We start from the raw sequence: 25,106 nt of genomic DNA, 5'->3' as shown, positions 1-25,106 counted from the left end.
GGTCGGGGAGGTGACCCCTCTGTCACGGCGGTTACTTCGGATCGTCGTTGAACTTCGAGGTCGACCAGCGGTAGCCGAGCGCTGCCAGGCCGATGGACCAGGCGACCGCGAGCCAGCCGTTGTAGCCGATCTCGGTGCCGAGCAGCAGGCCGCGCAGGGTTTCGATGGCGGGAGTGAAGGGCTGGTACTGGGCGATCGGCTGGAACCAGCCCGGCATCGCGTCGATCGGGGTGAACGCGCTGGAGATGAGCGGCAGCAGGATCAGCGGCATCGCGCTGTTGCTGGCGGCCTCGGCGTTCGGGCTGGCCATGCCCATCCCGACCGCGATCCAGGTGAGGGCCAGGGCGAAGAGTGCGAGCAGCCCGATCGCTGCCAGCCACTCCAGGGCGGTCGCGTCCGTGGACCGGAAGCCGATGGCCACGGCGACGGCGCCGACGAGGACGACGCTGGCGATCGACTGCAGGACGCTGCCGACGACGTGCCCGATCAGTACGGAGCCGCGGTGGATCGCCATGGTGCGGAAGCGGGCGATGATGCCCTCCGACATGTCGGTGGCGACGGAGACCGCGGCGCCGATGACGGTGCTGCCGATGGTCATCAGCAAGATGCCCGGGACGACGTAGGCGATGTAGGCGGAGCGGTCGGCGCCGCCCCCCATGCCCGCGCTCATCGTGTCGCCGAAGATGTAGACGAAGAGCAGCAGCAGCATGACCGGCGTGAGCAGCAGGTTCAGGGTGAGGGAGGGGTAGCGGCGCGCGTGCAGGAGGTTGCGGCGCAGCATCGTGGCCGAATCGCGCGCGGCGAGGGAGAGGGAGCTCATCGGACGTTCTCCTTGGACTGGTCGTTCTGGGCGGGCACGGGCACGGTGGAGCCGGTCAGGGCGAAGAAGACGTCGTCGAGGTCGGGGGTGTGCACGGTCAGTTCGTCGGCTTCGATGCCGGCGGAGTCCAGCCAGTCGAGGATGGAGCGCAGTTCGCGCTGGCTGCCGTCGCTCGGGATCTGCAGGGCGAGGGCTTCGTCGTCCCGGGAGGCCTCGCGCAGGGCGGAGGCGGCGCTGCGGTACGCGGACGGGTCGGAGAAGCGGAGCCGGACATGGCCTCCGGGGATCAGGCGCTTGAGCTGCTCGGCGGTTCCTTCGGCAGCGATCTTCCCGTCGTTGAGCACGGCGATGCGGTCGGCGAGCTGGTCGGCTTCCTCCAGGTACTGGGTGGTGAGGAAGACGGTGACGCCGGTGGTGACGAGCTCGCGGATGATCTGCCACATGTTGTGGCGGCTGCGGGGGTCGAGGCCGGTGGTGGGCTCGTCGAGGAAGATGATCCGCGGGTCGCCGACCAGGGTCATGGCGATGTCGAGACGGCGCTTCATGCCGCCGGAGTAGGTGGAGGCCGGCTTCTTCGCGGCCTCGGTGAGGTCGAAGCGCTCCAGGAGTTCGGCGGCGACGCGTCGTCCCTCGGGCTTGGAGAGGTGGTGGAGGTCGGCCATGAGCAGCATGTTCTCCTCGCCGGTGATCAGGCCGTCGACGGCGGAGAACTGTCCGGTGACGCCGATCGCGGCGCGGATCGCCTGCGGGTCGGTGGCGAGGTCGTGGCCTGCGACGCGGATCTCGCCGGAGGCGGGGCCGGCCGAGATGAGAGTGGAGAGGATCTTGACGGCGGTGGTCTTGCCGGCGCCGTTCGGACCGAGCAGGGAGAAGACCGTTCCTTCCGGGACGGCCAGGTCGATGCCGTCCAGGACGGTCTTGTCGCCGTAGGACTTGCGCAGCCCGTTCGCCGCGATGGCCAAGCTGGTCATGGGGAGTGCTCCTTCTGGAAGCTGCGTACGGAGGCTGCGGGTCAGAGGCTGCGGGCGGTGATGTCGCCCTGGGAGGTGGTCGCCCGGATCTCGAGCTGGGCGGCGCCGTCGTTCTTGAGGTGGTTGCTGATGCGTCCGTAGGAGGTGCCGGCGTCCAGGGAGGCCGGGACGCCGTCGGCGGCGGTGACCGTGATGTCGCCCTGCTGGGTGCTCAGCACGACCTTGCCGCGTACGGCCTCGGCGATCCGGATGTCACCCCTCGCGGTGCTGATCTCCGCGGGTCCGCCCAGGCGGCCGACCTCGACGTCGCCGTCGGTCGCGGTGAGGCGCAGGCTCGCGGCCTCATCGATCTTGATCTGGTGGTACGCGCCGTCGAAGGTGACGTCACCGAGGCGGCCGACGGCCCGGAACTCGGTGCTGGCCGCCTTCGCCTCGACCCGGGAACCGGTGGGCAGCTGGACGGTCACCTCGATGGCTCCGGAGGGGCCGAAGTACTGGTTCTTCACCGGGACCTCCACCCGCAGGACCCCGTCGGCGTACTCGACCGTGGTCTCCTGCGCCGCCTTCACGTCGCGGCTCTTCGAGGCGTTCCGGGGCCGGACGTCCACAGCGGTGTCGGCGCGGTCGGCGGCGATGATCTGGACCCGCCCGGCGGGGATGTCGAGGAGTGCGGTGATGGCGGCGGGGGTGTCGTACTTCTGCATTGTTCTCTCCTGCGGCTCGTCGTTTCCGATGGACGAAAAGCTACGTTGCATTCAAGAAAGCTTCAACGTCTTCGTTGCGCCAAATCGCTGTTCCCGCAGGTAGATTCAGGGATTTCGTTGCAACAGATCTCGAGGTAAATGCAACACCACAGGGCGCATCGTTGCAATGATTGAAGATGAACGCTATGGTGGCGACGCCAGAGCGAACGAAGGAGAACCCGATGCCGGGAGGCAGGCTCACCCAGCAGGAACGCCAGCAGATCGGCCTGGGGCTGGCCGACGGCCTCGCCTACGCCGAGATCGCCAGACGTCTCGACCGTCCGACCTCGACGGTCACGCGCGAGGTGATGCGCAACGGCGGCCCCACCGCCTACCGCCCCGACCTGGCCCACCGCGCCACCGAGCGCCGCGCCCACCGGCGAAAGACCGCCCCGCCCCGGGGAGCCGAGCAGGCCGCACTGCCGCACGGGCGCGACCCCGAGGCCCTGGCCGAGTACGAAGAGCAGTTCACCACCGTCATGATGCAATCGGGCCTGTCCAACAGGATGATGGCGCGGGTGATGGTCTGTCTCCTCACCACCGACTCCGGCAGCATGACCGCCGCCGAACTCGTCCAGCGCCTCCAGGTCAGCCCGGCGTCCATCTCCAAGTCCATCGCCTTCCTGGAGGGCCAGGCCCTCGTCCGCCGGGAACGCGACGAACGCCGCCGGGAGCGCTACGTCATCGACGAGAACCTCTGGTACCACTCGATGGAGGCCAGCGTCCGCGCCCTCACCCAGCAGGTCGAGGTCTCGCGGCAGGGCGTCGGCATCCTCGGCCCCGGCACCCCGGCCGCGGTGCGCCTGGAGAACGTCGCCCGCTTCCTCGACTTCGTCGCCGAAAGCCTCGCGCGCGCGGCGGAGCAGGCCCGCGACGTGCTCCACACGAAGGCCGAACCGACCTCCGACGGTGCGTGACCACCGGGGTGTTCGTGCGTGACCACCGGGTTGCCGTGGTTGACCACCGTATTGCCGTGGTCGGCCCCCGGGTTGTTCGTGCACGGGCAACCGTCCTACCCTCGCGGGCATGCCGTACGAGAAGGAAGTACCGCCGCCGGCCGAGGTGTTGCGGGCGGCCTACGACGCTTTCGACGCCGTCGTCAAAACCATCACGGACGAGCGCTCGTGGCTGCCGACCGGCTGTGTCGGCTGGTCGGTCCGCGACCTCGTCTTCCACTGCGTGGGCGACGCCCAACGCGGCCTGGTCGCGCTGCACATGCCCGTCCGGCGGCCGCCGGACCGCGACGCCGTCACCTACTGGGAGGACTGGCGTCCGGAACCCGTGGGCGCGGCCAACGGCCGGAGGTTCAACCGGGTCGTCGCCAGCATGTTCCTGCGCGTCGGCCAACTGTGCGAGCTGTATTCGGACACCACGGCCGCCATGGTCCACGCCGCGGCCGGCGCCGCGGTGGACCAGCCCGTCGCCACTCAGGGCCACGTACTGCTCGCCGGCGATCTGATCCGCACGCTGGCCGTCGAGGCGACACTGCACCACCTCGACCTCGTCGTGTCCCTCGCCGGCGCGCCGGAGCCCTCGCCCGAAGGGCTCGGCGAAGTGCGCCGCACCCTTGACGGGCTCCTCGGCCGGCCGGTGCCGGTGGCGTGGGACGACGCGCAGTACGCGCGCGCGGCGACGGGACGCGCGCCGCTGTCCGATGCCGACAGGGCCCGTCTGGGCGCGGACGCCGACCGTTTCCCGCTGTTCGCATAGCGCCACCGACCGGCCGGCCGCGACCCTGACCGGCCCCGGCGCGTATGGCCAGGCCCGGCGCGTACAGCCAGGCCCGGCGTCTGCAGCCGGTCCCGGCGCATGAAATCCGCGCCTCGAAGCATGTGCGTGGGATGGAATGCGTGATGTACGAGGAACGGTCCGGCCGGTCGGAGAGCGTGGAGTGCGGCCTGGAGGACGAGGCCTGCCAGCTGGTGCTGAAGCGGCTGCGCGGGCTGGGTGAGGGCGAGTTCGGCTGGGTGCGCCTGGTCGACCCGGCCGAGGCGGAACTGGTCCAGCTGGCCGGGGAGCTGGGTCTGCACCCCCTCGCCGTGGAGGACGCGGTACAGGAACGGCAGCGCCCGAAGCGCGAACGTTTCGGCGACGTGCTGGCCGTCGCCCTCAAGACGCTCTGGTACGTCGACGCGGACAGGGCGGTGGAGACGGGGCAGCTGATGGTCTTCGTCGGCCCCCGGTACGTGCTCACCGTGCGCCACGGTCCGGTCGACCCGGCCGCCGAGGCCGCCCGCCGGCTCGAAGCGGACCCCGGCATGCTGCGTTTCGGCCCGCTGTCCGTCCTGCACGCCGTGCTCGACGTGGCCGTGGACGCCTACAGCGACAGCGCGGACAAGGTGCGGGCGGCACTCACCGAGCTGGAGGACTGCGTCTTCTCCACCTCCCGCGTCGACCACACCGAGGCGATCTACTCGCTGAAGCGGGAGGTGCGGGAGTTCCGTGACGCGGTACAGCCCCTCGTCCCCGTGCTGCACGGGCTCCTGACCGGCCCGGGACCGGACGGGCAGGGCCATCCCCCGAAAGTGCTGCCGTACTTCCGCGATGTCGCGGACCACCTGAGCCGCGCCGACACCGAGGTCCGGTCCCTGGACGAGCTGCTGAACTCGGTCCTGGACGCACAACAGGCGCGGGTGGGTACCTGGCAGAACGACGACATGCGCCGCATCTCGGCCTGGGCGGCGATCTTCGCGATCCCCACCATGGTCGCGGGCGTCTACGGGATGAACTTCCAGCACATGCCCGAGCTCGGCTGGAGCTACGGCTATCCGCTCGCCCTCGGGCTCATGGCGCTGGCCTCCGGGCTCCTCTACCGGGCCTTCCGCCGCAACGGCTGGCTCTAGGCGGCGCCCGCGGCCCACGCGTGACACGGGCCACCCCGCCCGACGGAGCCCTCGGCGCGACGGAGGGGGCGCGGTACCGCACCGGCTAGGCTGCGGGCGTGCCGTCGTACTCCATCGGGCAGGCCGCCGGTCTGCTGGGCGTGAGCCCCGAGACAGTCCGTCGCTGGGCCGAATCGGGCCGGCTGCTCTCCCGCCGCGCCGCGGACGGGTCCCGGTCCGTCGACGGCGCGGTCCTCGCCGTGCTCGCCAAGGAACGCGCCGCCGGGCTGCGCCCCCTCCCGACCGGCGCCGCCGCCACCTCCGCACGGAACTGCTTCACCGGGATCGTCACCGCCGTACTGCTCGGCGACGTGGCGGCCCAGGTCGAGATCCAGGCCGGGCCGCACCGCGTCGTCTCCGTGCTGACCCGGGAGTCGGTCGAGGAGCTCGGCATCGCGGTCGGGGTCACCGTCACGGCCCGGGTGAAGTCCACTGACGTCCACATCGACGTACCGCTGCGGGACAAACGCGACCGCTGACGTCCGGCTGACCTGGACCACCCCGCGACCCTGAGCGTCACCGCGGGTGGCCCGCTGGCGTGGCGCCGGGGCGCGGTGGGCGAAGACGGATATACCGCATGCGGGAGGTGCCGTGTCCGTTCGCCGTCTTGCCCTCGCCCTCGCCCTCGCCGAGCCGGTTCTCGCGCTGGTGCTCGCCGCCGGGGCATCCGGGGCGGCCCCCGTGCCGCGGGCGGGGCCGGGGCCGGGTTCCCGGGTGACCGCCGTCGCCGCGGACCCGGGCAGTGCGACGGCACTGGCCGGGTACGCGGTCCAGTCGACGGCGAAGGTCAGGGACCCGGCGGGAGCGGTGTCCCGCCCCGGTTATCCGGCGGCCGGGTGGTTTCCGGCAGGCCCCCGTTCCACCGTCCTCGCGGCCCTCCTCGCCGCGGGCGCGTACCCCGACCCCTTCTACTCCACCCGGCAGAGGCAGATCCCGGCCGCGGACTTCGCGGTGCCCTGGTGGTTCCGGTCCGATTTCACCCTCGCCGACACCACGGCCCGTACCCACCTCGACTTCAGCGGGGTGATCTCCGCCGCCGACGTGTTCGTCAACGGTCGCCCGGTCGCCACCGCGCGGACCGTCGCCGGCGCCTACACCCGGCACGAGCTCGACATCACGGGCCTGGTCCGGGCGGGCACCAATACCGTCGCCTTCCGGATCCGGCCCAACGACCCGCGCGAACACCTCACGATGGGCTGGCTCGACTGGATCCAGCCGCCGCCCGACCACAACATGGGCATCGTCCGTGACGTCACCGTGCGCCGTACGGGGCCCGTCGCGCTGCGCGACGCGCACGTGGTGACCGCCCTGGCGCTGCCTTCGCTGTCCTCTGCCGAACTGACCGTCAAGGCCCGGGTGCGCAACGACTCGGCCCGTACCGTCACCGCCACGGTGTCCGGTACGGCCGGTCCGGCCGCCGTCAGCCGGCGCGTGACCCTCGCCCCGCACGAGACGAAGTCCGTCGTCTTCTCCCCCGCCGACCACCCCGCGCTCCGGTTGCGCTCCCCCCGCGTGTGGTGGCCGGCCGCGATGGGCCGCCAGCCCCTGTACGGGCTCCACCTGACCGCGACCGTCAACGGCGAGCCCTCCGACGCCGCCCGTACCTCCTTCGGCGTCCGAGACGTGCGGGCGCCCCTCAACGCCGACGGCGCCCGCCAGTACGTGGTCAACGGGCGCCCGCTGCTGATCAAGGGCGCCGGCTGGTCTCCCGACGCGTTCCTGCGCTGGGACCGCGCCGTGGTGGAGGACCGGCTGCGGTACGCCCTCGACCTGGGCCTGAACACCCTGCGCCTGGAAGGGCACCTCGAGCCCGACGAGTTCTTCGACCTCGCCGACCGGTACGGGATCCTGACGCTGCCCGGCTGGGAGTGCTGCGACAAGTGGGAGGGCGAGGTCAACCGCGGGGGGAGCGGGAAGAGGTGGGACGCGGCCGACCACCTCGTCGCCCGGGCCTCCATGGCCGCGGAAGCGGCCCGGCTCCGCCGACACCCGAGCGTGATCTCCTTCCTGATCGGCAGTGACGTCGCACCGAACGCGGAGATCGAACGGGGCTACGTCGAGGCGCTGCGCGCCGCCGACTGGACGGCCCCGGTGGTGCCCGCGGCCTCCGACGCCTCCGCGCCGCTCACCGGGCGTTCGGGGATGCGGATGACCGGCCCGTACGACTGGGTGCCGCCCGCCTACTGGTACGGGAAGCGGGCGGGCGGCGCGACCGGTTTCAACTCCGAGACCAGCGCCGGCCCCGACGTCCCCACCCTCGACACGCTGCGCCGCACGATGTCCCCGGCCGAGCTGGAGACGCTGTGGAGGGACCCGTCCGCCGCGCAGTACCACCGCTCCCCCTCGGCGGTCTTCTCGACCCTCAAGCTGTACGACGCCGCCCTGTCGGCCCGTTACGGCGCCCCGAGGGGCCTGGAGGACTACGTGCGCAAGGCGCAGCTCGCCCAGTACGAGAACGTCCGCGCCCAGTTCGAGGCCTACGCCCGCAACGCCGGGGACGCCTCCGCGCCGTCGACGGGGGTCGTGTACTGGATGTTCAACAGCGGCTGGACCTCGCTGCAGTGGCAGCTGGTGGACCGCTACCTCGACCAGGGCGGCGCCTATTTCGGCGTGAAGAAGGCGAACGAGCCGCTGCACGTCCAGTACGGGTACGACGACCGTTCGGTGTCGGTCGTCAACAACCGGACGTCCGCGGCGTCCGGCCTGACGGCGCGCGTGACGCTCTTCTCCACCGACGGGGTGCGGCGGTACGACCGGACGGTGACCGGCCTGCGCGTCGCCGGCGGCGGCGCGAGCGCCACCGCGCTGACGGTTCCCCGGCGCGTGCCGGGCTTGTCCACGGCGTACCTGGCCCGGTTGCTGCTGACGGACGGCGCGGGGCGGGAGGTGAGCCGGAACGTGTACTGGCTCTCCACGCGGGAGGACGTGCTCGACTACGCGAACACCGACTGGTGGCACACGCCCACGACCTCCTACGCCGACCTGCGCGGCCTGGACTCGATGGAGCGGGTGGCGGTGACCGCGTCCGCCAGGACGACGCGGGACGCCGCGGGCACCTCCACGACGAGGGTGACCCTGCGCCACGCGGGCCACGGCCGCACGCCGGCACTGCTGACGGACGTCCATCTGGTGGGGGTGCGGGGCGAGCCGGTGCTGCCGGTCCGGTGGAGCGACAACCAGGTCAGCCTCTGGCCCGGTGAGTCGGTGACCCTGACGGCGACCTACCGCACGGCCGATCTGCGGGGGGCGGCGCCACGGCTACGGATCTCGGGGTGGAACACGCCGGCGTTCGTGTCCCGATGAGTCTGCCGTGGGCGGTGGCCATCGGCCGGGCCGCGCCGGCCGCAGCCCCCGAGGGCCGGGGCCTCCCGGACGAGGTGTGCGGTGCGTCGAACCGGGTCATCATGGCGGAGAGCGGGTGCGCCGTGCCCGGGTGGCCCGGGCAGCGCCCCGCGGCCGGGAGGCGACGCATGAACCTGGACCAGTCGCAGAGGGCCTGGGCCGTGATCATCTGCGCCGTTGCCGTCATCCTCTCCGACCTCTTGGCGATCGTCCTGATGAACACCCTCGGACGCTGACCCGTCGGGGCCGCCGCGCGGCCGCCCGGCCGCCCGGCCGAGGGGAGAAGGCCGGCGACACCGTCACTATCCGGTCAGCCTGGGTGGACGTTCGGTGAACCGCGCACGGCCGACAGCAGGTCAACGGGCCGCATACGGGACACAGGAGCGCGTGTCACCCTCCGTTCGAGGGTGATCACCCAGGGCACGTCCCACGCCTGAGCTGCCTGAACGACCGTTCGGTCGCCGATTATCGAACGGGATGTCTGTAAATCGGTCATCGATGTGCACTCATCCTTCACACCCGACAGACTCGGCAGCGTCCAGTCAACAGAACGCAGCCAACTGCTGCTTTCGACCTTCGAATTGAAAGAGAGTCACGTCGTGCGTCACCGCATCGCTGCCGTCTCCGCTGCCGCCCTGCTCACCCTGGCCGGCGCCACCGGCATCGCGGAGGCCAAGCCCGCCAGCCTGTACGCCCCCTCCGCAGTGGTCCTCACCGTCGGCCAGGGCGAGAACGGGGTCACCGTCGTACGGGCCGCCACGCTCAGCTGCGCTCCGACCGCCCAGGGCACGCACCCGGACCCCAAGGCCGCCTGTACCGCGCTCGCCGCCACCGCCGGCAGCCTCGACACGCTGCTGACCGCCCCGGACCCGCACCGCGTCTGCCCGATGCACTACGACCCGGTCACCGTCACCGCCGACGGTGTCTGGCAGGGCAGCCGCCTCTCCTGGAAGCACACCTTCCCCAACGCGTGCGCGATGTCGGCGACCTTCAACGGGAACGCCGCCTTCGCCTTCTGACGGCACCGGGTCCAGCCGTCCACCCCGCCCGGTCTGTGCCGGTCCGATCCTTCGGACCGGCTCTGTCCGCATCCCGAAGGGGTGAACGACGTGGAGCGCAGCCAGCACGTGGTGCCGGCGACGGCCTCCCGGACCGCAGCCGTCGGCGGTCCGCCCCGCTGAGGCTGCGCGTACCCTCTGCATGTGTCAGCCTCCCGCCTCCGCCGCGTCGCCGTCCTCGTACTGGACGGGGCGAAACCGCTCGACGTCGGCATTCCCGCGCAGGTGTTCACGACGCGGGCGAGCATGCCGTACGAGGTGCGGGTGTGCGGCGCGGCACCCGGCCTCGTGACCGGCGGGGACGGCCTGTCGTACGCCGTCTCGCACGGGCTCGACGCCCTCGCGTGGGCCGACATCGTCTTCGTCCCCGGCTACCGGTTCCCGGACCGCGACGACCCACCGCGGGCGGTGATCGACGCGCTGATCGCCGCCCACGACCGGGGTGCGCGGCTCGCCGCCATCTCGACGGGCGCGTTCGCGCTCGCCGCCACCGGCCTGCTCGACGGCAAGCGCGCCACGACCCACTGGCACTACGCGCGGGCGCTCGTGGCCAGGCATCCGCTCGTCCGGCTCGACGAGAACGTGCTGTTCGTCGACGAGGGCAGCGTGCTGACCTCGGCCGGCGCCGCCTCGGGCATCGACCTGTGCCTGCACATCCTGCGCCGTGACCTCGGTGTGGCCGCCTCCAACCACGCGGCACGGCGCCTGGTCGCGGCCCCGTACCGCAGTGGCGGCCAGGCGCAGTACGTGCCGCGCAGCGTGCCCGAGCCGCTCGGCGAGCGGTTCGCGGCGACGCGGGAGTGGGCGCTGCACCGGCTCGGGGAGCCCCTGACCCTGGAGGCGCTCGCCGGGCACGCGGCGGTTTCACCCCGGACGTTCTCGCGGCGTTTCACCCAGGACACGGGGTACACGCCGATGCAGTGGGTGATGCGGGCCCGGATCGACGTGGCGCGCGAGCTGCTCGAACGTTCGCAGCGCAGCGTGGAGCAGATCGCCGCCGATGTGGGGCTGGGGACCGGGGCGAACCTGCGGTTGCACTTCCAGCGGATCCTGGGCACCACCCCGAGCGAGTACCGGCGCACCTTCACCCGGGGCGGGTAGCGGGCCGACGCGGAGAGGCCCTCCCCGGCGGCATCCTCGTGGCGGGAGCTGCGACGGCGTCCCGCCGGCGGGAGGTCCGGTGGGCGAGATCCTTTTGGCGCGATCCTTTTGAACCATGGCAATCCCGCCGCTGTCCCGGGCGGGTGGCGGAGGCGAACCTGGGGGCGAACAGAGAAGGGGACACCGCTCATGACTCGTATCGCCATCAACGGTTTCGGTCGCATCGGACGCAACGTGCTGCGCGCACTGCTCGAACGCGACAGCGACCTCGACGTCGTCGCCGTCAACGACCTCACGGAGCCCGCGACCCTCGCGCGGCTGCTCGCCTACGACACCACCTCCGGCCGGCTCGGCCGCCCGGTGACCGTCGACGGGAACGTCCTCGTCGTGGACGGCCGCCGCATCACGGTGCTCGCGGAGCGGGAACCGGAGCAGCTTCCGTGGGCCGAGCTGGGTGTCGACATCGTGCTCGAGGCGACCGGCCGTTTCACCTCTGCGGAGGCCGCCCGCGGCCACCTCAAGGCGGGGGCGAGCAAGGTCCTGGTCAGCGCGCCGTCGGACGGCGCCGACGTCACGCTCGCGTACGGGGTCAACAACGACGCGTACGACCCGGCCGTGCACACGATCGTCTCGAACGCCTCGTGCACGACGAACGCCCTCGCGCCGCTGGCCGCGGTGCTGGACGAGCTCGCCGGCATCGAGCACGGCTTCATGACGACGGTGCACGCCTACACCCAGGAGCAGAACCTCCAGGACGGTCCGCACCGTGACGCCCGCCGCGCCCGCGCCGCGGCCGTCAACATCGTGCCGACCACGACGGGCGCGGCCAAGGCGATCGGCCTCGTGCTGCCCAACCTGGACGGCAAGCTGTCGGGCGACTCGATCCGCGTGCCGGTCCCGGTGGGTTCGATCGTCGAACTCAACACGACCGTGGCCCGCGACGTGACGCGCGACGAGGTGCTGGCGGCGTACTGCGCCGCGGCGCAGGGACCGCTGGCCGGCGTACTGGAGTACTCGGACGACCCGCTCGTGTCGTCCGACATCACGGGCAACCCCGCCTCGTCGATCTTCGACTCGGAGCTCACGCGCGTCGACGGCCGCCACGTCAAGGTGGTCGCCTGGTACGACAACGAGTGGGGCTTCTCCAACCGTGTGATCGACACGCTCACGCTCCTCGCCGCCGGCTGAACCGTACGCGGCTGCGTACGCCGCCCGCGGGCCGTGACGAGGGCGCCACGATAGGATTGCGGTGGTTTGTCATGACCTGATCTCATCGGTCGTGCCGCGTCCTGTGCTCGTGTCGCTCCCGTCGCGGTACTCGACCGCCGAGCCCGAGGGCTGGTGCCGGCATGAGGACCCTCCGCACGGACGACAGGACCCCGCGCCGCTCCGGCCGCCGCGCCCCGGTGGCGGCTGCGGGCGCCGCCCTGCTGATCGTGGTCTGTGGCCCGCCCCTGGCGGCCCCCGCCGCAGCGGCCGCACCCGTCGCGGCGGCGAGCACCCCGGTGCCGTCCCCTTCCCCGTCAGCCGCCCCGTCGGCGTTGAAGCCGATCGATCCGGCCGCGCTGCGCTCGGCGGTCGAGAAGGCGGCGGAGAAGCTCATGCTGCCCGGCGCGGTGGTCCTGCTCCGGACGCCGCAGGGGACCTTCCGTACGGTCGTCGGCACGGCCGAGTCGGGCACGTCCCGACCGCCCTCCACTGCCGATCACTTCAGGATCGCCTCGAACACCAAGACCATGACTTCCGCGCTGGTCATGCTGCTGGCCCGGGACGGCAGGCTACGGCTCACCGACCCGGTGTCCGACTACGTCCCCGCAGTGCCCGGCGGCGCCCGCATCACCATCGCCGAACTGCTCGCCATGCGCAGCGGCCTGTACAACTACACCAGCGCGCCCGAGTTCTCCGCATCCCTGGACGCGGCGCCGGGCAAGGCGCGGACGCCGCGGGAGATGCTCGACATCGCTTTCAGGCACCCGCCGAACTTCGCACCCGGCACGTCCTACGAGTACAGCAACACCAACTACGTGCTGCTGGGCCTCGTCGCCGAGAAGGCCGGGGCCCGTCCGCTGGACCGGCAGTTCCGCGACCGGCTGTTCACCCCGCTCGGCCTGGCCGGAACCTCCCTGCCCGGCATCCACGACCTCTCCCTCCCCGACCCCTACGCGCACGGTTACATGTACGGCGGATCGGCCTACGCGATGGTCGACAAGCCCTATCCCGCCGACGTCCGGGCCGCGGCCCGCTCGGGGAAGCTGCGGCCGGTGGACTACACCCATCAGAACGTCTCCTACGCCACCGCCGCCGGGGGCGCCATCTCCACCGCGGACGACATGGCCACCTGGATCAAGGCCCTCGTGACGGGCAAGGTCTTGGACCACGCCTCCCAGCAGCAGTGGCTGCACAGTCCGCGGGCCGAGGACCCGGCCTCCCCCGAAGGCCCGGAATACGGGTACGGCATCGCCCACCAGCGGTTCACCCCGCACGCGTCGATGTACTACCACGGGGGTGAACTCCCCGGATTCAACTCGTTCATCGGCCATGACCCGGACAACGACGTCACCCTCGTCATCTGGACGAACCTGACCGTGTCGCTCGACGGGAGGGCCACGGCCAACGCCCTGCTGCCGACCGTCCTCAACCAGGTCTACAGCGGCCTCTCCTACCCCACCGTCACCGACACCCACACCGACTAGAGCCCCGTCGGTCCGGCAGCGCCGGGGGTACGGGCGAGCCGGGGACACGGGCGAGCCGCGTCGGGGACCGCCCGGCCGTACACCGGGCGGTCCCTGACGCGGTTGACGTCCGGGGTCAGACGGCCGAGGTGCGGTCGCCGTCGGGGGTGTTGCACAGGGCCCAGATGACGAACACGCCGATCAGGATCGAGATGATCGCCCAGACCGGTGTGTAGGGCATCCACATGAAGTCGAGGATGATGCCGCACCCGGCCAGCACCACACCCGCGACCCGCGCCCAGAGCACCCTCTTGAGGAGCCCGGCGCCGACGACGACGAGGATGATGCCCAGGATCAGGTGGATCCAGCCCCAGGTGGTCAGGTTGAACTTGAAGACGTAGTTGCCCAGGTGGGCGTAGACGTCGTCCTTCGCGAGGCCGGTGATGCCCTTGATGATGCCGAGGACGCCGTCCACGAGCAGGAGGACCCCTGCGAACAAGGTGCCGCCCGCTGCCCAGGCGCTGCGGCCGCTGTAGGGATCACCGCCGCGAGGGGCGCGTGCGGAGGATTGGGGGGTCGAAGGCTGTGCCACGACAGACTCCTTCATCGGGCGGTGCGCCGGAACGTGGCGCCGGGATCAGCATCCGGCCGCAGTCGGGGCGAGGGCACCGGAGCGCGTCCATTCGGGTGACGGTCCTGGCGGCCCCCGGTCAGGGGGCGCTGCCGGAGGCCGCCTCCTCCATCGCCCGCAGGACGAGCCGGAACTCCGCCCCGTCGAGCGCTTCGATGACCTGCCGGAGCTGTACGGCGCACCCCCCGACCAGGGAGGCCGCGACCTCCAGCACCGCGACTTCGCTCCTGGAGGCCCGGCGGGACCACCCCAGCGTGAGCATGAGGCGGCCGAGCGCGTCCCAGTCGACCGACCGGTGTCCCCCGGACCGCTTGACCAGGGGCCTGTCGGCGGCCGTTTCGAGCGTCCGGTCCTCCATGAGGCGCCGCAGCCAGAAGCCGTTGTCGTGGGCGCCCAGCAGACGGGTCGCGGCCCGGATGCCCTCGTCGTCCGTGTCCTGGAGCAGGCTCTCCGCGAGCTCCGCGCCGGTCATGCTCTCGGCCGTCACCGGCTCCTCCGATACTTCCGGGTCAAGGGCCGGGGCCGGCCCCCTGCCACTGTCCTCGACGCGGCCCCGGCCGGGCGCGCGTCCACGCCGTAGGTCCGCCCGCCCGGCCGATCCCCCGCCGGCCGTCCACGGCCGGGCCGGCTGAGGAACAGCCGGTGCGCGGCCGTGTCGAGCAGGTGGCGGGCCGCGGCGGTGCGTGAGGATGGGTCTCTCGCCGGCCGGTCTAGCCCCCGCGTCGACTGGCGCGGGTCTGGTGAGGCGTTTCCAGCTGGCGGGGCTCCATGGCGCCCGGGTCGCATTGCTCGGCAACCGACGGGCACCCGACGTCACAGGCAAGCAGCCAGCACCAGGAAACTCCGAGACAGGAAGAAGGACGGACGTGTCCGGCAGCGAAAGCGAGAACCCGGTAATCCCCTCCCCGACCCCCACGCCGACTCGACCCAGGTCGAACCGGGACTGGTGGCCGAATCAGCTGGACCTTCAAGTGCTCCACCAGCACTCGCCCCTGTCCAATCCGCTGGGCGCGGACTTCGACTACGCGGCGGAGTTCGCGACGCTCGACCTCGACGCGCTCAAGCAGGACGTCTTCGAGGTGATGACGACGTCGCAGGACTGGTGGCCCGCCGACTACGGCCACTACGGACCGCTCTTCATCCGGATGAGCTGGCACTCCGCGGGCACGTACCGCATCGCCGACGGGCGGGGCGGTGGCGGCGCCGGGGCCCAGCGCTTCGCCCCCCTCAACAGCTGGCCGGACAACGCGAGCCTCGACAAGGCCCGTCGTCTGCTCTGGCCCGTCAAGCAGAAGTACGGCCGGAAGATCTCGTGGGCCGACCTCCTGGTCTTCGCCGGCAACTGCGCAATGGAATCGATGGGGTTCAAGACGTTCGGGTTCGGCTTCGGGCGCGAGGACGTCTGGGAGCCCGAGGAGATCTTCTGGGGGCCGGAGGACACCTGGCTCGGGGACGAGCGCTACAGCGGCGACAGGGAACTCACCGGTCCCTTCGGTGCCGTGCAGATGGGGTTGATCTACGTCAATCCCGAGGGGCCCAACGGCAACCCCGACCCGATGGCCGCCGCCAGGGACATCCGCGAGACGTTCGGGCGCATGGCGATGAACGACGAGGAGACGGCCGCCCTCATCATCGGCGGCCACACCTTCGGCAAGTGCCACGGTGCGGTCGGCGCCGAGTACATCGGTCCCGAGCCCGAAGGCTGCCCCATCGAGCAGCAGGGCCTGGGCTGGAAGAACACCTACGGCAGCGGCAAGGGCGCCGACGCGCTCACGAGCGGGCTGGAGGGTGCCTGGACCGCCACGCCCACCAAGTGGGACAACGGGTATCTGGACAACCTCTTCGCGTACGACTGGGAGCTCACGACGAGCCCGGCCGGCGCCAAGCAGTGGACTCCCAAGGACCCGTCGGCGCAGGGCACGGTGCCCGATGCCCACGACCCGTCGAAGAGGCACGCCCCCATGATGCTGACGACGGACCTCGCGCTGAAGGTGGATCCGGTCTACGGGCCGATCGCCAAGCGCTTCCACGAGAACCCGGACCAGCTCGCGGATGCGTTCGCCAAGGCCTGGTACAAGCTGCTGCACCGCGACATGGGCCCCCTCTCGCGCTACCTCGGCCCGTGGATCCCCGAGCCGCAGCTGTGGCAGGACCCGGTCCCCCCGGTCGACCACGAGCTGGTCTCGGACGAGGACGTCACCGCCCTCAAGGGCAGGATCCTCGCCTCGGGTCTGTCCGTCCCCCAGCTGGTCACCACCGCCTGGGCGTCGGCGTCGAGCTTCCGCGGCACCGACAAGCGCGGCGGGGCCAACGGGGCACGGATCCGGCTCGCGCCGCAGAGGCAGTGGGAGGTCAACGACTCGCCCGAGGTGGCCGAGGTGTTGGAAACCCTCGAGCAGGTCCGGCAGGAGTTCAACGGGGCACAGGCCGGCGGGAAGAAGGTCTCGCTCGCCGACCTGATCGTCCTGGGCGGCTGCGCCGCCGTCGAACGAGCCGCGAAGGACGCCGGGTACGAGGTCACGGTGCCGTTCGCACCGGGGCGCACGGACGCCTCGCAGGAGCAGACGGACGTGGAGTCGTTCGCCGTGCTCGAACCGAAGGCGGACGCGTTCCGCAACTACCTGCGGGAGGGGGAGAAGCTGTCGCCGGAGACGCTCATGCTGGACCGAGCCAACCTGCTGACCCTGACCGCTCCCGAGATGACCGTCCTGATCGGCGGCATGCGGGTCCTGGACACCAACTTCGGGCAGTCCCAGCACGGGGTCCTCACCCACCGGCCGGGGAAGCTGACCAACGACTTCTTCGTCAACCTGCTCGACATGGGGACGGAGTGGAAGGCGTCGACGTCGACGGAGAACGTCTTCGAAGGCCGGGACGCCGCCACGGGCAAGACGACGTGGACCGCCACCGCCGTCGACCTCGTCTTCGGTGCACACTCCCAGCTCCGGGCCGCCTCGGAGGTCTACGCGTCCCAGGACGGGGGAGAGAAGTTCGTACGTGACTTCGTCGCCGCGTGGGACAAGGTGATGAACCTGGACCGGTTCGACCTCGCCTGAGCCCGGTCGTCCGGGCCGGCCTCCCGTCGGCCGGCCCGGACCACCGGTGGGGTCCCGGGTGCGCGGAACCCGGGCACAGCACGTCCTGGTTGTCGTCGCCGGGCCGGCCCACGCTGGAGGGGCAAGCCGGCCGCCCGTACCCCAGCGGTCCGGCACGACGAACGGATCTCCCATGACCTCCCCCGGTACCACCAGCGTTGCCGTGCTCGAACAGATCCGGCGCCAGTCGGCCGACCCGGCCCGGCGCATCCTGTTCACCGGCGCGACCATCGTCACCATGGACCCCGGCCTCGGTGTCCTCACCGGCGCCGACCTGCTCGTCGAGGGCGAGACGATCTCCGCGCTCGGCCCCGCTCTGCACCCCGACGGCGCAGTGGTCGTCGACGCGGCCGGCACGATCCTCACCCCGGGATTCGTCGACACCCACCGGCACGCCTGGCAGACCCAACTGCGCCGCATCATGCCGGACGTCGACGACCTCGGGGCATACGTGCGATCCACCCTGGCCGGCTACGCCCCCGTCTACCGGCCACAGGACATGTACGTCGGGACGCGGCTCGCCGCACTGACCGCCATCGACAGCGGTATCACCTGCATGCTCGACTTCTCCCACAACTCCCGTACGCCGGAGCACTCCGACGCCGCCGTCCAGGCCCTGGCCGACAGCGGCATCCGGGGCGTGCACGCCTCCATGGGCCCGCACTTCGGCGATTGGGACGAGCAGTGGCCCGGCGACCTCAGCCGGCTCAGGGACCGGTACTTCGCGGGCGGAGACCAGTTGCTGACGCTGCGACTGGCGGCCCTGGCGACCGAGGAGATCGCCGGGCCCGACTTCGCCTACGGCCCCGCCCTCGCCCGTACCGCGAAGGACCTGGGAGTCGGTGTCAGCATCGACGCCGTCTTCGGCGAGACCTCTTCCGAGGCCGTACTCGGCTGGGCCCGCAACGGCCTCCTCGGCCCGGACGTGACGCTCATCCACGCCACCGGCCTCACCCGGGAGGCGTGGAAGGCGATCGGCGACAGCGGCGCGACCGTCTCCCTGGCCCCGACCTCGGAGGCGCAGATCGGCCTGGAGACCGCGGTCCCGGCCGTCGACGAGGCGCTGGACGCCGGTGTGCGCCCGGGTCTGGGCATCGACGTCGAGGTGGCTCTGGCCGGCGACATGTTCACGCAGATGCGGGCCCTGCACGCCATCCAGCGGATGCGCGCGGTCAACGCCGTGTACGGCACCGGCCGGCAGCCCCGGCGCATCACCACCCGGGACGTCCTGGACTTCGCCACCCTCCAGGGTGCCCGCACCAACGGCCTGCACGGCGTGACGGGCTCCCTCACCCCGGGCCAGAAGGCCGACCTCCTGGTCCTGCGGGCCGAGGACCTCAACAACATGCCGCTCAACGACGCCGTCGGTACCGTCGTGCTGGGCTCCGACGCCCGCAACATCAGCGCCGTTCTCGTCAATGGCACGCCCCGCAAGTGGGACGGCCGGGTCCTCGACGTCGACCTGCCCGCGCTGCGCGACGAGGTCCACGCGTCGCGCGCGTACGTGCTCAACCCGCGGGAACGGGCCGCCGCTTAGCGTGGAGGCTGCCGAGCAGATCGAGCGATCGGGCGCTGGGGCTGTCCGGTTCGGCGTCGTAGACGACCAACTGCTGGCCCGGCGCTTCGCGGACGTCGAAGGTCTGGTAGGTCAGGGAGAGGCACCCTACGTCCTGGTGGAAGACCTCCTTGGCGTCACGGGTCTTCGCGTGGACGGCATGAGCGGACCAGAGTGCGGCGAACTCCTCGCTCGCCCCGGCCAGTGAGCGGACCAGGCCGTGCAGGCGCCGGTAGTCCGGGTCCAGGCCCGTGGCGTGGCGCAGGGACGCCACCACCGCCTCGGCCGCGCTGTCCCAGTGGACGAAGAACCCGCGTGCGGCCGGGTCGAGGAAGGTCATGCGGGCGAGGTTGTCCGTCTTCTCGAACGGGGTGAACAGCGCGTTGGCCATGGTGTTCGCCGCAAGGAAGTCGGTGGCCGGATTGAGGACGAACGCCGGGGTGGTGAAGCCGTCCAGGAGCCGGCGCAGCGCGACGCCCGCCCTTTCCGCGGGCTGCGGCCGGTCACCGTCCGGGGCCGTGCCGGCCAGCCGGTACAGGTGTGCGCGCGCCTCGTCGTCGATGCGCAGGGCGCCGCCGATCGCGTCGAGGATCTGCGGGGAGGGGCTGCGCTCGCGGCCCTGTTCCAGGCGGGCGTAGTAGTCGCTGTTCATGCCCGCCAGGACGGCGACCTCCTCCCGCCGCAGCCCTGGCACCCTGCGGGCCCCGTGGGAGGCGAGACCCACGTCGGCGGGTTGCAGGCGGGCGCGCCGGGCGCGCAGGAAATCGCCGAGATCGTTGCTGCTCACGTCGGCAGGCTAACGGCACAGGACGGAACTGCCCACTGTCACGGGGCAGTCGTCCGCCCGTCCGCCGCCGGTCGTCCCCCGCTGTCCGTCCTCCCGTCGGCCGCGCGCCCTGCGGGCCCCGGGCCGCGCTGCCGTCAGGGGCTCGTGAGGATGAGGCCGCCCGACCCGGGACCGGGGCCTCCTGCCCCCACCCCCTCTCCCGGCTCACCACTCCTCTCGGCACCCCCTCGGCACCAGGTGGGTCGGCGGTGGTGTACTAAGTCCTTCGTGAAGGAACAGACCCAGGCCTCGACCGTGCGCGTGTTCATAGCGCTCGCCCCGCCCGACGACGCGAAGGAAGAGCTCGCGCGCGAGCTGCGGCCCGCCTACGCGGCGTATCCCCGGATGCGGTGGAACCGCATCGAGGACTGGCACGTCACCCTGGCGTTCCTCGGCGAGCTTCCCGTCTCGGCAGTTCCGCTCCTGCGGCCGCCACTTGCGGAACTCGCCGCCGTGACCCCGCCCGTGGAGCTGGCGCTGCACGGCAGCGGGCACTTCGACGAGCGGGTGCTGTGGAGTGGGCTGAGGGGTGACCTCGAAGGGCTCCACCGGCTCACCGGCGAAGTCCGCCGAGTGGTCAGGCAGTGCGGCATCGCCTTCGAGGAGCGGCCGCTGCGCCCCCACCTGACCCTGGCCCGAGCCCGCCGCGACGACCCCCACAGCGTGGTGAAGGCCGCGGGCGAACTCGCCGCGTTCACCGGTCGACGGTGGCAGGCCGAACGCCTGCACCTCGTCGGCAGCAACATCGGCCGTGGTCCCGGACCCATCCACTACCGCGACATCGAGGCCTGGGACCTCCGCGGGCAGTGAGTCCCTCGACGGGGCCTGCGGCGGCCGCCTCCGCGCTCTGCGGGGAAGGCGCCGGACAGCTCGCTCTCGCCGGGCCCGTAGGACACCCGCTCGGGCCCGGCCGGCAGGCGCCCTAACTCTGCGGCAGGTCCTTGACGAACACGATGCCGTCGGTGTCCTCCAGGTGGGCCGGGTCGAGTGGGGCGTAGCCGAACCACGGGGAGACGCGCGGCGCGGGGGGTGCGTCACGCAGGACGCCGGCCAGCCGGCGGGCGTCGACGGCGTGGCGGTCCTCCGGGACGGCGTAGAGGCGCCCCTCGACGGTGTCCGGTTCCGGGGTGTCCACTCCCCGGTGCCGGATCGTGCCGACGGCCGTGGCCAGGAAGGCGTAGCCCTCGCCCAGGTGGGCGCCGGCGATGGCGCCGGCGCTCCACCACTCCAGCGGCAGGCCGCCCATCCGCATCGTGCTCTTGTTGCGCTGGAGGTGGCCGTTGTGGGCGTGGACCAGTGCCGGGCCCCGTTCGGCGATGGCGAGGAGGTTGTCGGCCATCATCCGGTCCCGCAGGGCAACCAGCCGCGCCATACGGCTCGGTGAGGTGTCGGCCATCCAGTAGTGGTAGCGCAGCAGGCCGGTGGCGGTGCGCCCGTACAGGCGCGCCCGGTCCCAGTCCTCCCGTGAAGTCGCCGTGATCAGGTACGGCGTCTGCGCGTCGAGCAGGGCCACCAGATCGTCGGCGTGCAGCCGCAGCTCCCTGGCCCCGGCCGACTGCCCCACGGACCGGGCCGGGTCCGTCATCGCGGCGGACTCGGTCCACCGGTCGTCGGAGCCGAGCAGGCGGTCGAGCGTCTGCGCGGTGCAGGGGAGCAGGTCCGGGTCCACCTGGGCCGAAAGGTAGCCGTGGAGCGCGGTGAGGGCCTGCCGGGGGCTCGCCGCCCCGGTCATCTCCAGCGGGCCGTCACAACCGGCGAAGCGGAGCCGCTCGGATGCGGGCCGGCCGTCGTTGTGGGCGCGCATCCAGCGCACGAGTGCGCGGTTGGCCGCGGACGCGCCGAAGCCGTGGCTGAACCCGCGTTCCATGACGTCGTCGAGGGAGCCCGCGCCGGAGGTGACGTAGTCGTCCACGACGAGGCCCCTCATGCAGTCGCTCTCGATCGCGATCGTCCGGTAGCCCTCGTGTTCGACGAGCTGCCGGAAGAGCGCGTTGCGCACGTCGAGCAGGGTGTCCTCGCCGTGGGTGGGCTCGCCCAGGGCGAGGAGCCGCGGCCTGACCGGGAGCAGCTTCATGACGGCCGCGGCGTCGAGGGGGTGAACGGTGTCTTTGATGTCCGTTGCCATGGGTTCAACGCTATCGTTGAACCTTCGGTTGAAACTTGGGCCCGATAGCCTGGGGCCCGTGGCGCGAAACCTTCAAAACGGCGGACATGGCGGCGGACGTAGCGGCGGGTACCTCCGGCCGATCGACCTGGCGCGGGAGCACGGTCTTTCCTCGCAGGCCGTGAGGAACTACGAGGAGGACGGCATCCTTCCGGCCGCCGGCCGCACGCCGCACGGCTACCGCACCTACACCCCGTTGCACGCGCTGGCCCTCGGGGCGTTCCTCGCCCTGGTGCCCGGTCACGGCCACCGGACGTCGGCGTCGATCATGCGGGCCGTGAACCAGGACGCGGCGGACGAGGCGTTCCGCCTGATCGACGAGAGCCACGCCCAATTGCTGGACGACCGGCGGACGCTCCGCGCCGTGGAGGGCGCCCTGTGCGATCTGGCGCCGGCTTCCGTGTCCGGGCGCTCGGCGGAGGCGAAGGCGTCGAGGGCCGGCGGCACGAGGGTGTGGGGATCCGGCGGCACGGGGGTGTGGGCGTCCGGAGGCACGTTCTCGGGAGGCACGTTCATCGGGCCGCTGGCGCAGGAGCTCGGCCTCCGGCCGGCGACGCTGCGCAAGTGGGAACGCGCCGGGCTGGTGCGGCCGCGCCGGGACCCGCTGACCGGGTACCGCGTCTACGACGAGGCCGACGTACGGGACGCCCGGCTGGCCCACCAGCTCAGGCGGGGCGGCTACCTGCTCGGCCAGATCGCACCGCTGATCGCCCAAGTGCGGTCGGCCGGTGGGCTGGAGCCGCTGGAGTCCGCGCTGTACGACTGGCACGGCCGGCTGTCCGCCCGTGGCCGGGCGATGCTGACCGGCGCCGCCGCACTGGAGGCGTACCTCCGCGAGCGCGGATGAGGCGGGCCTGCGGCGCCAGGACCGGATCGGGCCGCTCGCGGAGCCGGAGGGCCGCAGGCCTCCGGCTTCCGGTCGTCCGCGGCCCGCTCATGCCGGGGTGTCAGAGCGCTTGCGTCCCCTCGGCGTTGTCCTCGTCCTCCGCCGCCGCGAAACCCTCCAGAGCGTCCGTGAGCGTAGCGAGGGCCTCGTCCGCCAGGTCGCGCAGGAAGGCGGGGCACACCCAGGCGTCCAGGGGTTCGTCGTCGGCCGCCCCGTCATCGCCCTCGTCGTCGCCCCACCCGTGGTCCTCGGCCATCTCGGCCCGACCGCCGGGGCTGCGCAGCAGGTAGCCGACGCTGCCGGCGCAGTCCGGATCGTCGGTATCGGGATGCCCGCCCGGGGCGTGGTCGCACGGGCTGTCGCCCAGCAACCGCACGCCCTCCCCGATGCCCTTGATCATCGCTTCGAGCACGGAGCGGTCGGTGATCCGCCCCGACGCCGCGTACCAGCAGGTCGCGTGCATCGTCACGAGGTAGCCCGCCAGCACTCCGCGGGTCGGCCGGGAGGGCAGGAAGGTGGCCTCGTCCGCCAGCACGTCGCGGGGACTGTCGTAGGGGTAGTCGTTCACTATCCCCGAGAGGGTCTTGATGCGACTGTGGTGGTACGCGGGAGCTCCGGCGGGTATCCGCCGGACCGTGAACGGGGCGATCACGTCCAGGGCGAGTCGAGCCCATCCCGCCACGTTGCCCGGGCACAGGACCGGTCCGGTGCCGGTGGGACGTTCGCCGACCAGGCTGGTTCTGCCGGCCCACACCTCGTCCTCCAGCGAGTCCATCCGGGCCTCGTAAGGGTGGCTGTCGTGCGGGCAGGGCCGCTCACCCAGCACCTCGGCCGCTGCGCGCAACGCGCCCCGGGCCGCGCGCTCGGCGGCCGGCCCGGGGCGCCAGGCGAGGTAGCCCGTCATCGCCACCAGCCCGGCCACCCACAGGTGCGCCTGTTCCCCGCCCGGGTCGGCGATGAGCCTGCGGGCGCACTCCAGGACCAGGGGGTCCGCCTCGTCCGCCGGGGACGTGGCGCGGATGGGCCGCCAGGCGTCGGCCAGTTGCCCAGCCGTCAGGTTGGTGGTGTCGATCATGAACGGTACGACGGCCGGCGCCCCTGTCCGGTTCCCGCCCGCCACCCGCAACGGCCCGGGGCGGTCATCCGCCGCCCGTGCCCCGGGACCGGCGACGGGGCCGAGTGGCGCAGTTCGGCGTGCCGCGGGCGGGGCCGGCGGGCAGAGTGGGCGCGGAGGCGGAGGGTCGTACGGGCGCTGCCGCGGACCCGCGGAGCGGCGGCCAGGAACGGGAGAACGGGAGAACGGCGATGACATCGGACGCACCCATGCAGCTCGGGATGGTCGGACTCGGCCGGATGGGTGCCAACCTGGTGCGCCGGCTCGTGCGGGACGGCCACCGCTGCGTGGTCAACGACGTCAGCCCCGATGCCGTACGGGCGCTGGAGGCGGACGGCGCGACGCCGGCCTTCTCCCTGGAGGAGCTCGTCGAGCGGCTGGAGCGGCCCCGGGCCGTGTGGCTCATGGTGCCGGCGGGCGTGGTCCAGGAGACCCTGGACCGGCTGGTCGGGCTCCTCGACCCCGACGACACCGTCATCGACGGCGGCAACTCCTACTACCGGGACGACATCACCCGGGCCCGGGCCCTCGCCGAGCGCGGCGTCCACTACGTCGACTGCGGCACCTCGGGCGGTGTCTGGGGTCTGCAGCGCGGCTACTGCCTCATGATCGGCGGCGAGCGGGACCCCGTGGAACGGCTCGGCCCCCTCTTCCGCACCATCGCGCCCGGTACCGGCAGCGCCGAGCCCACCCCGGGCCGTACCCGTACCGACGGCACCGCCCCGCACGGCTACCTCCACTGCGGGCCGAGCGGCGCCGGCCACTTCGTGAAGATGGTCCACAACGGAGTGGAGTACGGGATGATGGCCGCCATCGCGGAGGGCCTCGCCATCATCGAGCACGCCGATGCCGGCCTGCGCACGCGTACCGCCGACGCCGAGACCGCCCCCCTGTCCGACCCCGAGGCCTACCGGTACGAGATCGACGTGGCCGAGGTCGCCGAGGTGTGGCGCCGCGGGTCGGTCGTCGGCTCGTGGCTCGTCGACCTCACCGCCGACGCCCTGGCCCGCTCCCCGCGGCTGGACGACTTCACGGGCCGGGTGTCCGACTCCGGGGAAGGGCGCTGGACCGTGCTCGCGGCCATCGAGGAGAGCGTGCCCGCCCCCGTCATCAGCGCGGCCCTCTACCAGCGCTACGAGTCCCGGGGGCTCGGTGAGTTCACCGCCAAGGTGCTGTCCGCCATGCGCAGCGAGTTCGGCGGGCACGCCGAGAAGCGCTCCGGCGCGGACGCGTGAGGAGGGCCGCC

23 protein-coding genes are annotated in these 25,106 nt (G+C 72.2%); 15 read left to right on the top strand and 8 right to left on the bottom strand.

All coding sequences use genetic code 11. The annotated features are described in order from the left end of the window. Positions 1-31: 31 nt before the first annotated feature. The 3 genes from OG861_RS29390 to OG861_RS29380 are packed head-to-tail and all read right to left on the bottom strand — an operon-like array spanning position 32 to position 2,495. Positions 32-820, bottom strand: a complete 789-nt coding sequence (locus OG861_RS29390; RefSeq protein ID WP_329192395.1) for an ABC transporter permease — start codon at positions 818-820, stop codon at positions 32-34. Beyond that, positions 817-1,791, bottom strand: coding sequence for an ATP-binding cassette domain-containing protein (locus OG861_RS29385; protein WP_329192397.1), 975 nt, complete (start codon positions 1,789-1,791; stop codon positions 817-819). The genes OG861_RS29390 and OG861_RS29385 overlap by 4 nt, the downstream gene beginning before the upstream one ends. A gap of 41 nt (positions 1,792-1,832) precedes the next feature. Beyond that, positions 1,833-2,495 carry a DUF4097 family beta strand repeat-containing protein gene (locus tag OG861_RS29380; RefSeq protein WP_329192399.1) on the bottom strand — a complete coding sequence of 221 codons (663 nt, stop codon included), beginning with the start codon at positions 2,493-2,495 and terminating at the stop codon, positions 1,833-1,835. Between the two features lie 221 nt (positions 2,496-2,716). On the opposite strand from OG861_RS29380, the gene OG861_RS29375 reads away from it, so the two are divergent. The 10 genes from OG861_RS29375 (at position 2,717) to OG861_RS29330 (ending at position 13,610) form a co-directional block, all read left to right on the top strand. Next, on the top strand, positions 2,717-3,451 hold the full coding sequence (locus OG861_RS29375) for a helix-turn-helix domain-containing protein (RefSeq protein ID WP_329192401.1): 735 nt from the start codon (positions 2,717-2,719) through the stop codon (positions 3,449-3,451). Between the two features lie 109 nt (positions 3,452-3,560). Continuing rightward, positions 3,561-4,244, top strand: a complete 684-nt coding sequence (locus tag OG861_RS29370) for a maleylpyruvate isomerase N-terminal domain-containing protein (protein ID WP_329192403.1) — start codon at positions 3,561-3,563, stop codon at positions 4,242-4,244. Positions 4,245-4,387: 143 nt separating this feature from the next. After that, positions 4,388-5,377, top strand: coding sequence for a magnesium and cobalt transport protein CorA (locus OG861_RS29365; RefSeq protein ID WP_329192405.1), 990 nt, complete (start codon positions 4,388-4,390; stop codon positions 5,375-5,377). Between the two features lie 98 nt (positions 5,378-5,475). Next, positions 5,476-5,895: a TOBE domain-containing protein gene (locus OG861_RS29360; protein WP_329192407.1), complete on the top strand. Its 420-nt coding sequence runs from the start codon at positions 5,476-5,478 to the stop codon at positions 5,893-5,895. A 112-nt stretch (positions 5,896-6,007) separates the two neighbouring features. Then, positions 6,008-8,719 (top strand): glycoside hydrolase family 2 protein, encoded by a 2,712-nt coding sequence (locus OG861_RS29355; protein ID WP_443056409.1) that lies wholly within the window; start codon positions 6,008-6,010, stop codon positions 8,717-8,719. Next, positions 8,716-8,994, top strand: coding sequence for a hypothetical protein (locus OG861_RS29350; protein ID WP_329192409.1), 279 nt, complete (start codon positions 8,716-8,718; stop codon positions 8,992-8,994). Before OG861_RS29355 ends, OG861_RS29350 begins: the two co-directional genes overlap by 4 nt. Positions 8,995-9,357: 363 nt before the next feature. After that, the gene (locus OG861_RS29345) at positions 9,358-9,777 is read left to right on the top strand and encodes a subtilase-type protease inhibitor (RefSeq protein ID WP_329192411.1); all 420 of its coding nucleotides are present in this window, start codon (positions 9,358-9,360) and stop codon (positions 9,775-9,777) included. Positions 9,778-9,960: 183 nt separating this feature from the next. Next, positions 9,961-10,917, top strand: a complete 957-nt coding sequence (locus tag OG861_RS29340; protein WP_329192413.1) for a GlxA family transcriptional regulator — start codon at positions 9,961-9,963, stop codon at positions 10,915-10,917. A gap of 189 nt (positions 10,918-11,106) precedes the next feature. Beyond that, entirely contained in the window at positions 11,107-12,105 is a 999-nt protein-coding gene (gap, locus tag OG861_RS29335; RefSeq protein ID WP_329192416.1) for a type I glyceraldehyde-3-phosphate dehydrogenase, read from the top strand. A 161-nt stretch (positions 12,106-12,266) separates the two neighbouring features. After that, on the top strand, positions 12,267-13,610 hold the full coding sequence (locus OG861_RS29330; protein WP_329192417.1) for a serine hydrolase domain-containing protein: 1,344 nt from the start codon (positions 12,267-12,269) through the stop codon (positions 13,608-13,610). Positions 13,611-13,725: 115 nt separating this feature from the next. On the opposite strand, the gene OG861_RS29325 is transcribed toward OG861_RS29330, so the two are convergent. Together OG861_RS29325 and OG861_RS29320 are read right to left on the bottom strand one after the other, a co-directional pair. Continuing rightward, entirely contained in the window at positions 13,726-14,181 is a 456-nt protein-coding gene (locus tag OG861_RS29325) for a DUF7144 family membrane protein (RefSeq protein WP_443056411.1), read from the bottom strand. A 118-nt stretch (positions 14,182-14,299) separates the two neighbouring features. Then, positions 14,300-14,707, bottom strand: coding sequence for a hypothetical protein (locus OG861_RS29320; protein WP_329192419.1), 408 nt, complete (start codon positions 14,705-14,707; stop codon positions 14,300-14,302). Between the two features lie 379 nt (positions 14,708-15,086). Here OG861_RS29320 and katG point away from each other — a divergent pair, with 379 nt between their 5' ends. Both katG and OG861_RS29310 read left to right on the top strand, forming a co-directional pair. Beyond that, positions 15,087-17,276 carry a catalase/peroxidase HPI gene (katG, locus tag OG861_RS29315; protein ID WP_329192421.1) on the top strand — a complete coding sequence of 730 codons (2,190 nt, stop codon included), beginning with the start codon at positions 15,087-15,089 and terminating at the stop codon, positions 17,274-17,276. A gap of 172 nt (positions 17,277-17,448) precedes the next feature. Then, on the top strand, positions 17,449-18,852 hold the full coding sequence (locus OG861_RS29310; protein ID WP_329192423.1) for an amidohydrolase family protein: 1,404 nt from the start codon (positions 17,449-17,451) through the stop codon (positions 18,850-18,852). On the opposite strand, the gene OG861_RS29305 is transcribed toward OG861_RS29310, so the two are convergent. Continuing rightward, the gene (locus OG861_RS29305; RefSeq protein WP_329192426.1) at positions 18,824-19,657 is read right to left on the bottom strand and encodes a helix-turn-helix transcriptional regulator; all 834 of its coding nucleotides are present in this window, start codon (positions 19,655-19,657) and stop codon (positions 18,824-18,826) included. The genes OG861_RS29310 and OG861_RS29305 overlap by 29 nt on opposite strands. A gap of 267 nt (positions 19,658-19,924) precedes the next feature. Here OG861_RS29305 and thpR point away from each other — a divergent pair, with 267 nt between their 5' ends. Then, positions 19,925-20,506: an RNA 2',3'-cyclic phosphodiesterase gene (thpR, locus tag OG861_RS29300; protein WP_329192428.1), complete on the top strand. Its 582-nt coding sequence runs from the start codon at positions 19,925-19,927 to the stop codon at positions 20,504-20,506. Positions 20,507-20,618: 112 nt separating this feature from the next. Here the strand turns inward: thpR and OG861_RS29295 are convergent, their stop codons facing one another. Beyond that, positions 20,619-21,821, bottom strand: coding sequence for an erythromycin esterase family protein (locus OG861_RS29295; RefSeq protein WP_329192429.1), 1,203 nt, complete (start codon positions 21,819-21,821; stop codon positions 20,619-20,621). A 58-nt stretch (positions 21,822-21,879) separates the two neighbouring features. Between OG861_RS29295 and OG861_RS29290 the strand changes: the two genes are divergently transcribed. Further along, a complete protein-coding gene (locus tag OG861_RS29290; RefSeq protein WP_329192430.1) occupies positions 21,880-22,707 on the top strand; it encodes a TioE family transcriptional regulator in 828 nt (275 codons plus the stop codon). Between the two features lie 100 nt (positions 22,708-22,807). Here OG861_RS29290 and OG861_RS29285 read toward each other — a convergent pair whose 3' ends face one another. Continuing rightward, positions 22,808-23,821 (bottom strand): hypothetical protein, encoded by a 1,014-nt coding sequence (locus tag OG861_RS29285; protein ID WP_329192432.1) that lies wholly within the window; start codon positions 23,819-23,821, stop codon positions 22,808-22,810. A 230-nt stretch (positions 23,822-24,051) separates the two neighbouring features. Between OG861_RS29285 and gnd the strand changes: the two genes are divergently transcribed. Beyond that, a complete protein-coding gene (gene gnd, locus OG861_RS29280; RefSeq protein WP_443056412.1) occupies positions 24,052-25,095 on the top strand; it encodes a phosphogluconate dehydrogenase (NAD(+)-dependent, decarboxylating) in 1,044 nt (347 codons plus the stop codon). Positions 25,096-25,106: the final 11 nt, after the last annotated feature.

The sequence above is a fragment of the Streptomyces sp. NBC_00539 genome (genome assembly GCF_036346105.1).
In the GTDB taxonomy this organism is placed as follows: Bacteria; Actinomycetota; Actinomycetes; order Streptomycetales; family Streptomycetaceae; genus Streptomyces.
The sequence above is the reverse complement of the archived record's forward strand: the minus strand, read 5'-3'. Positions and strand labels throughout refer to the sequence as shown.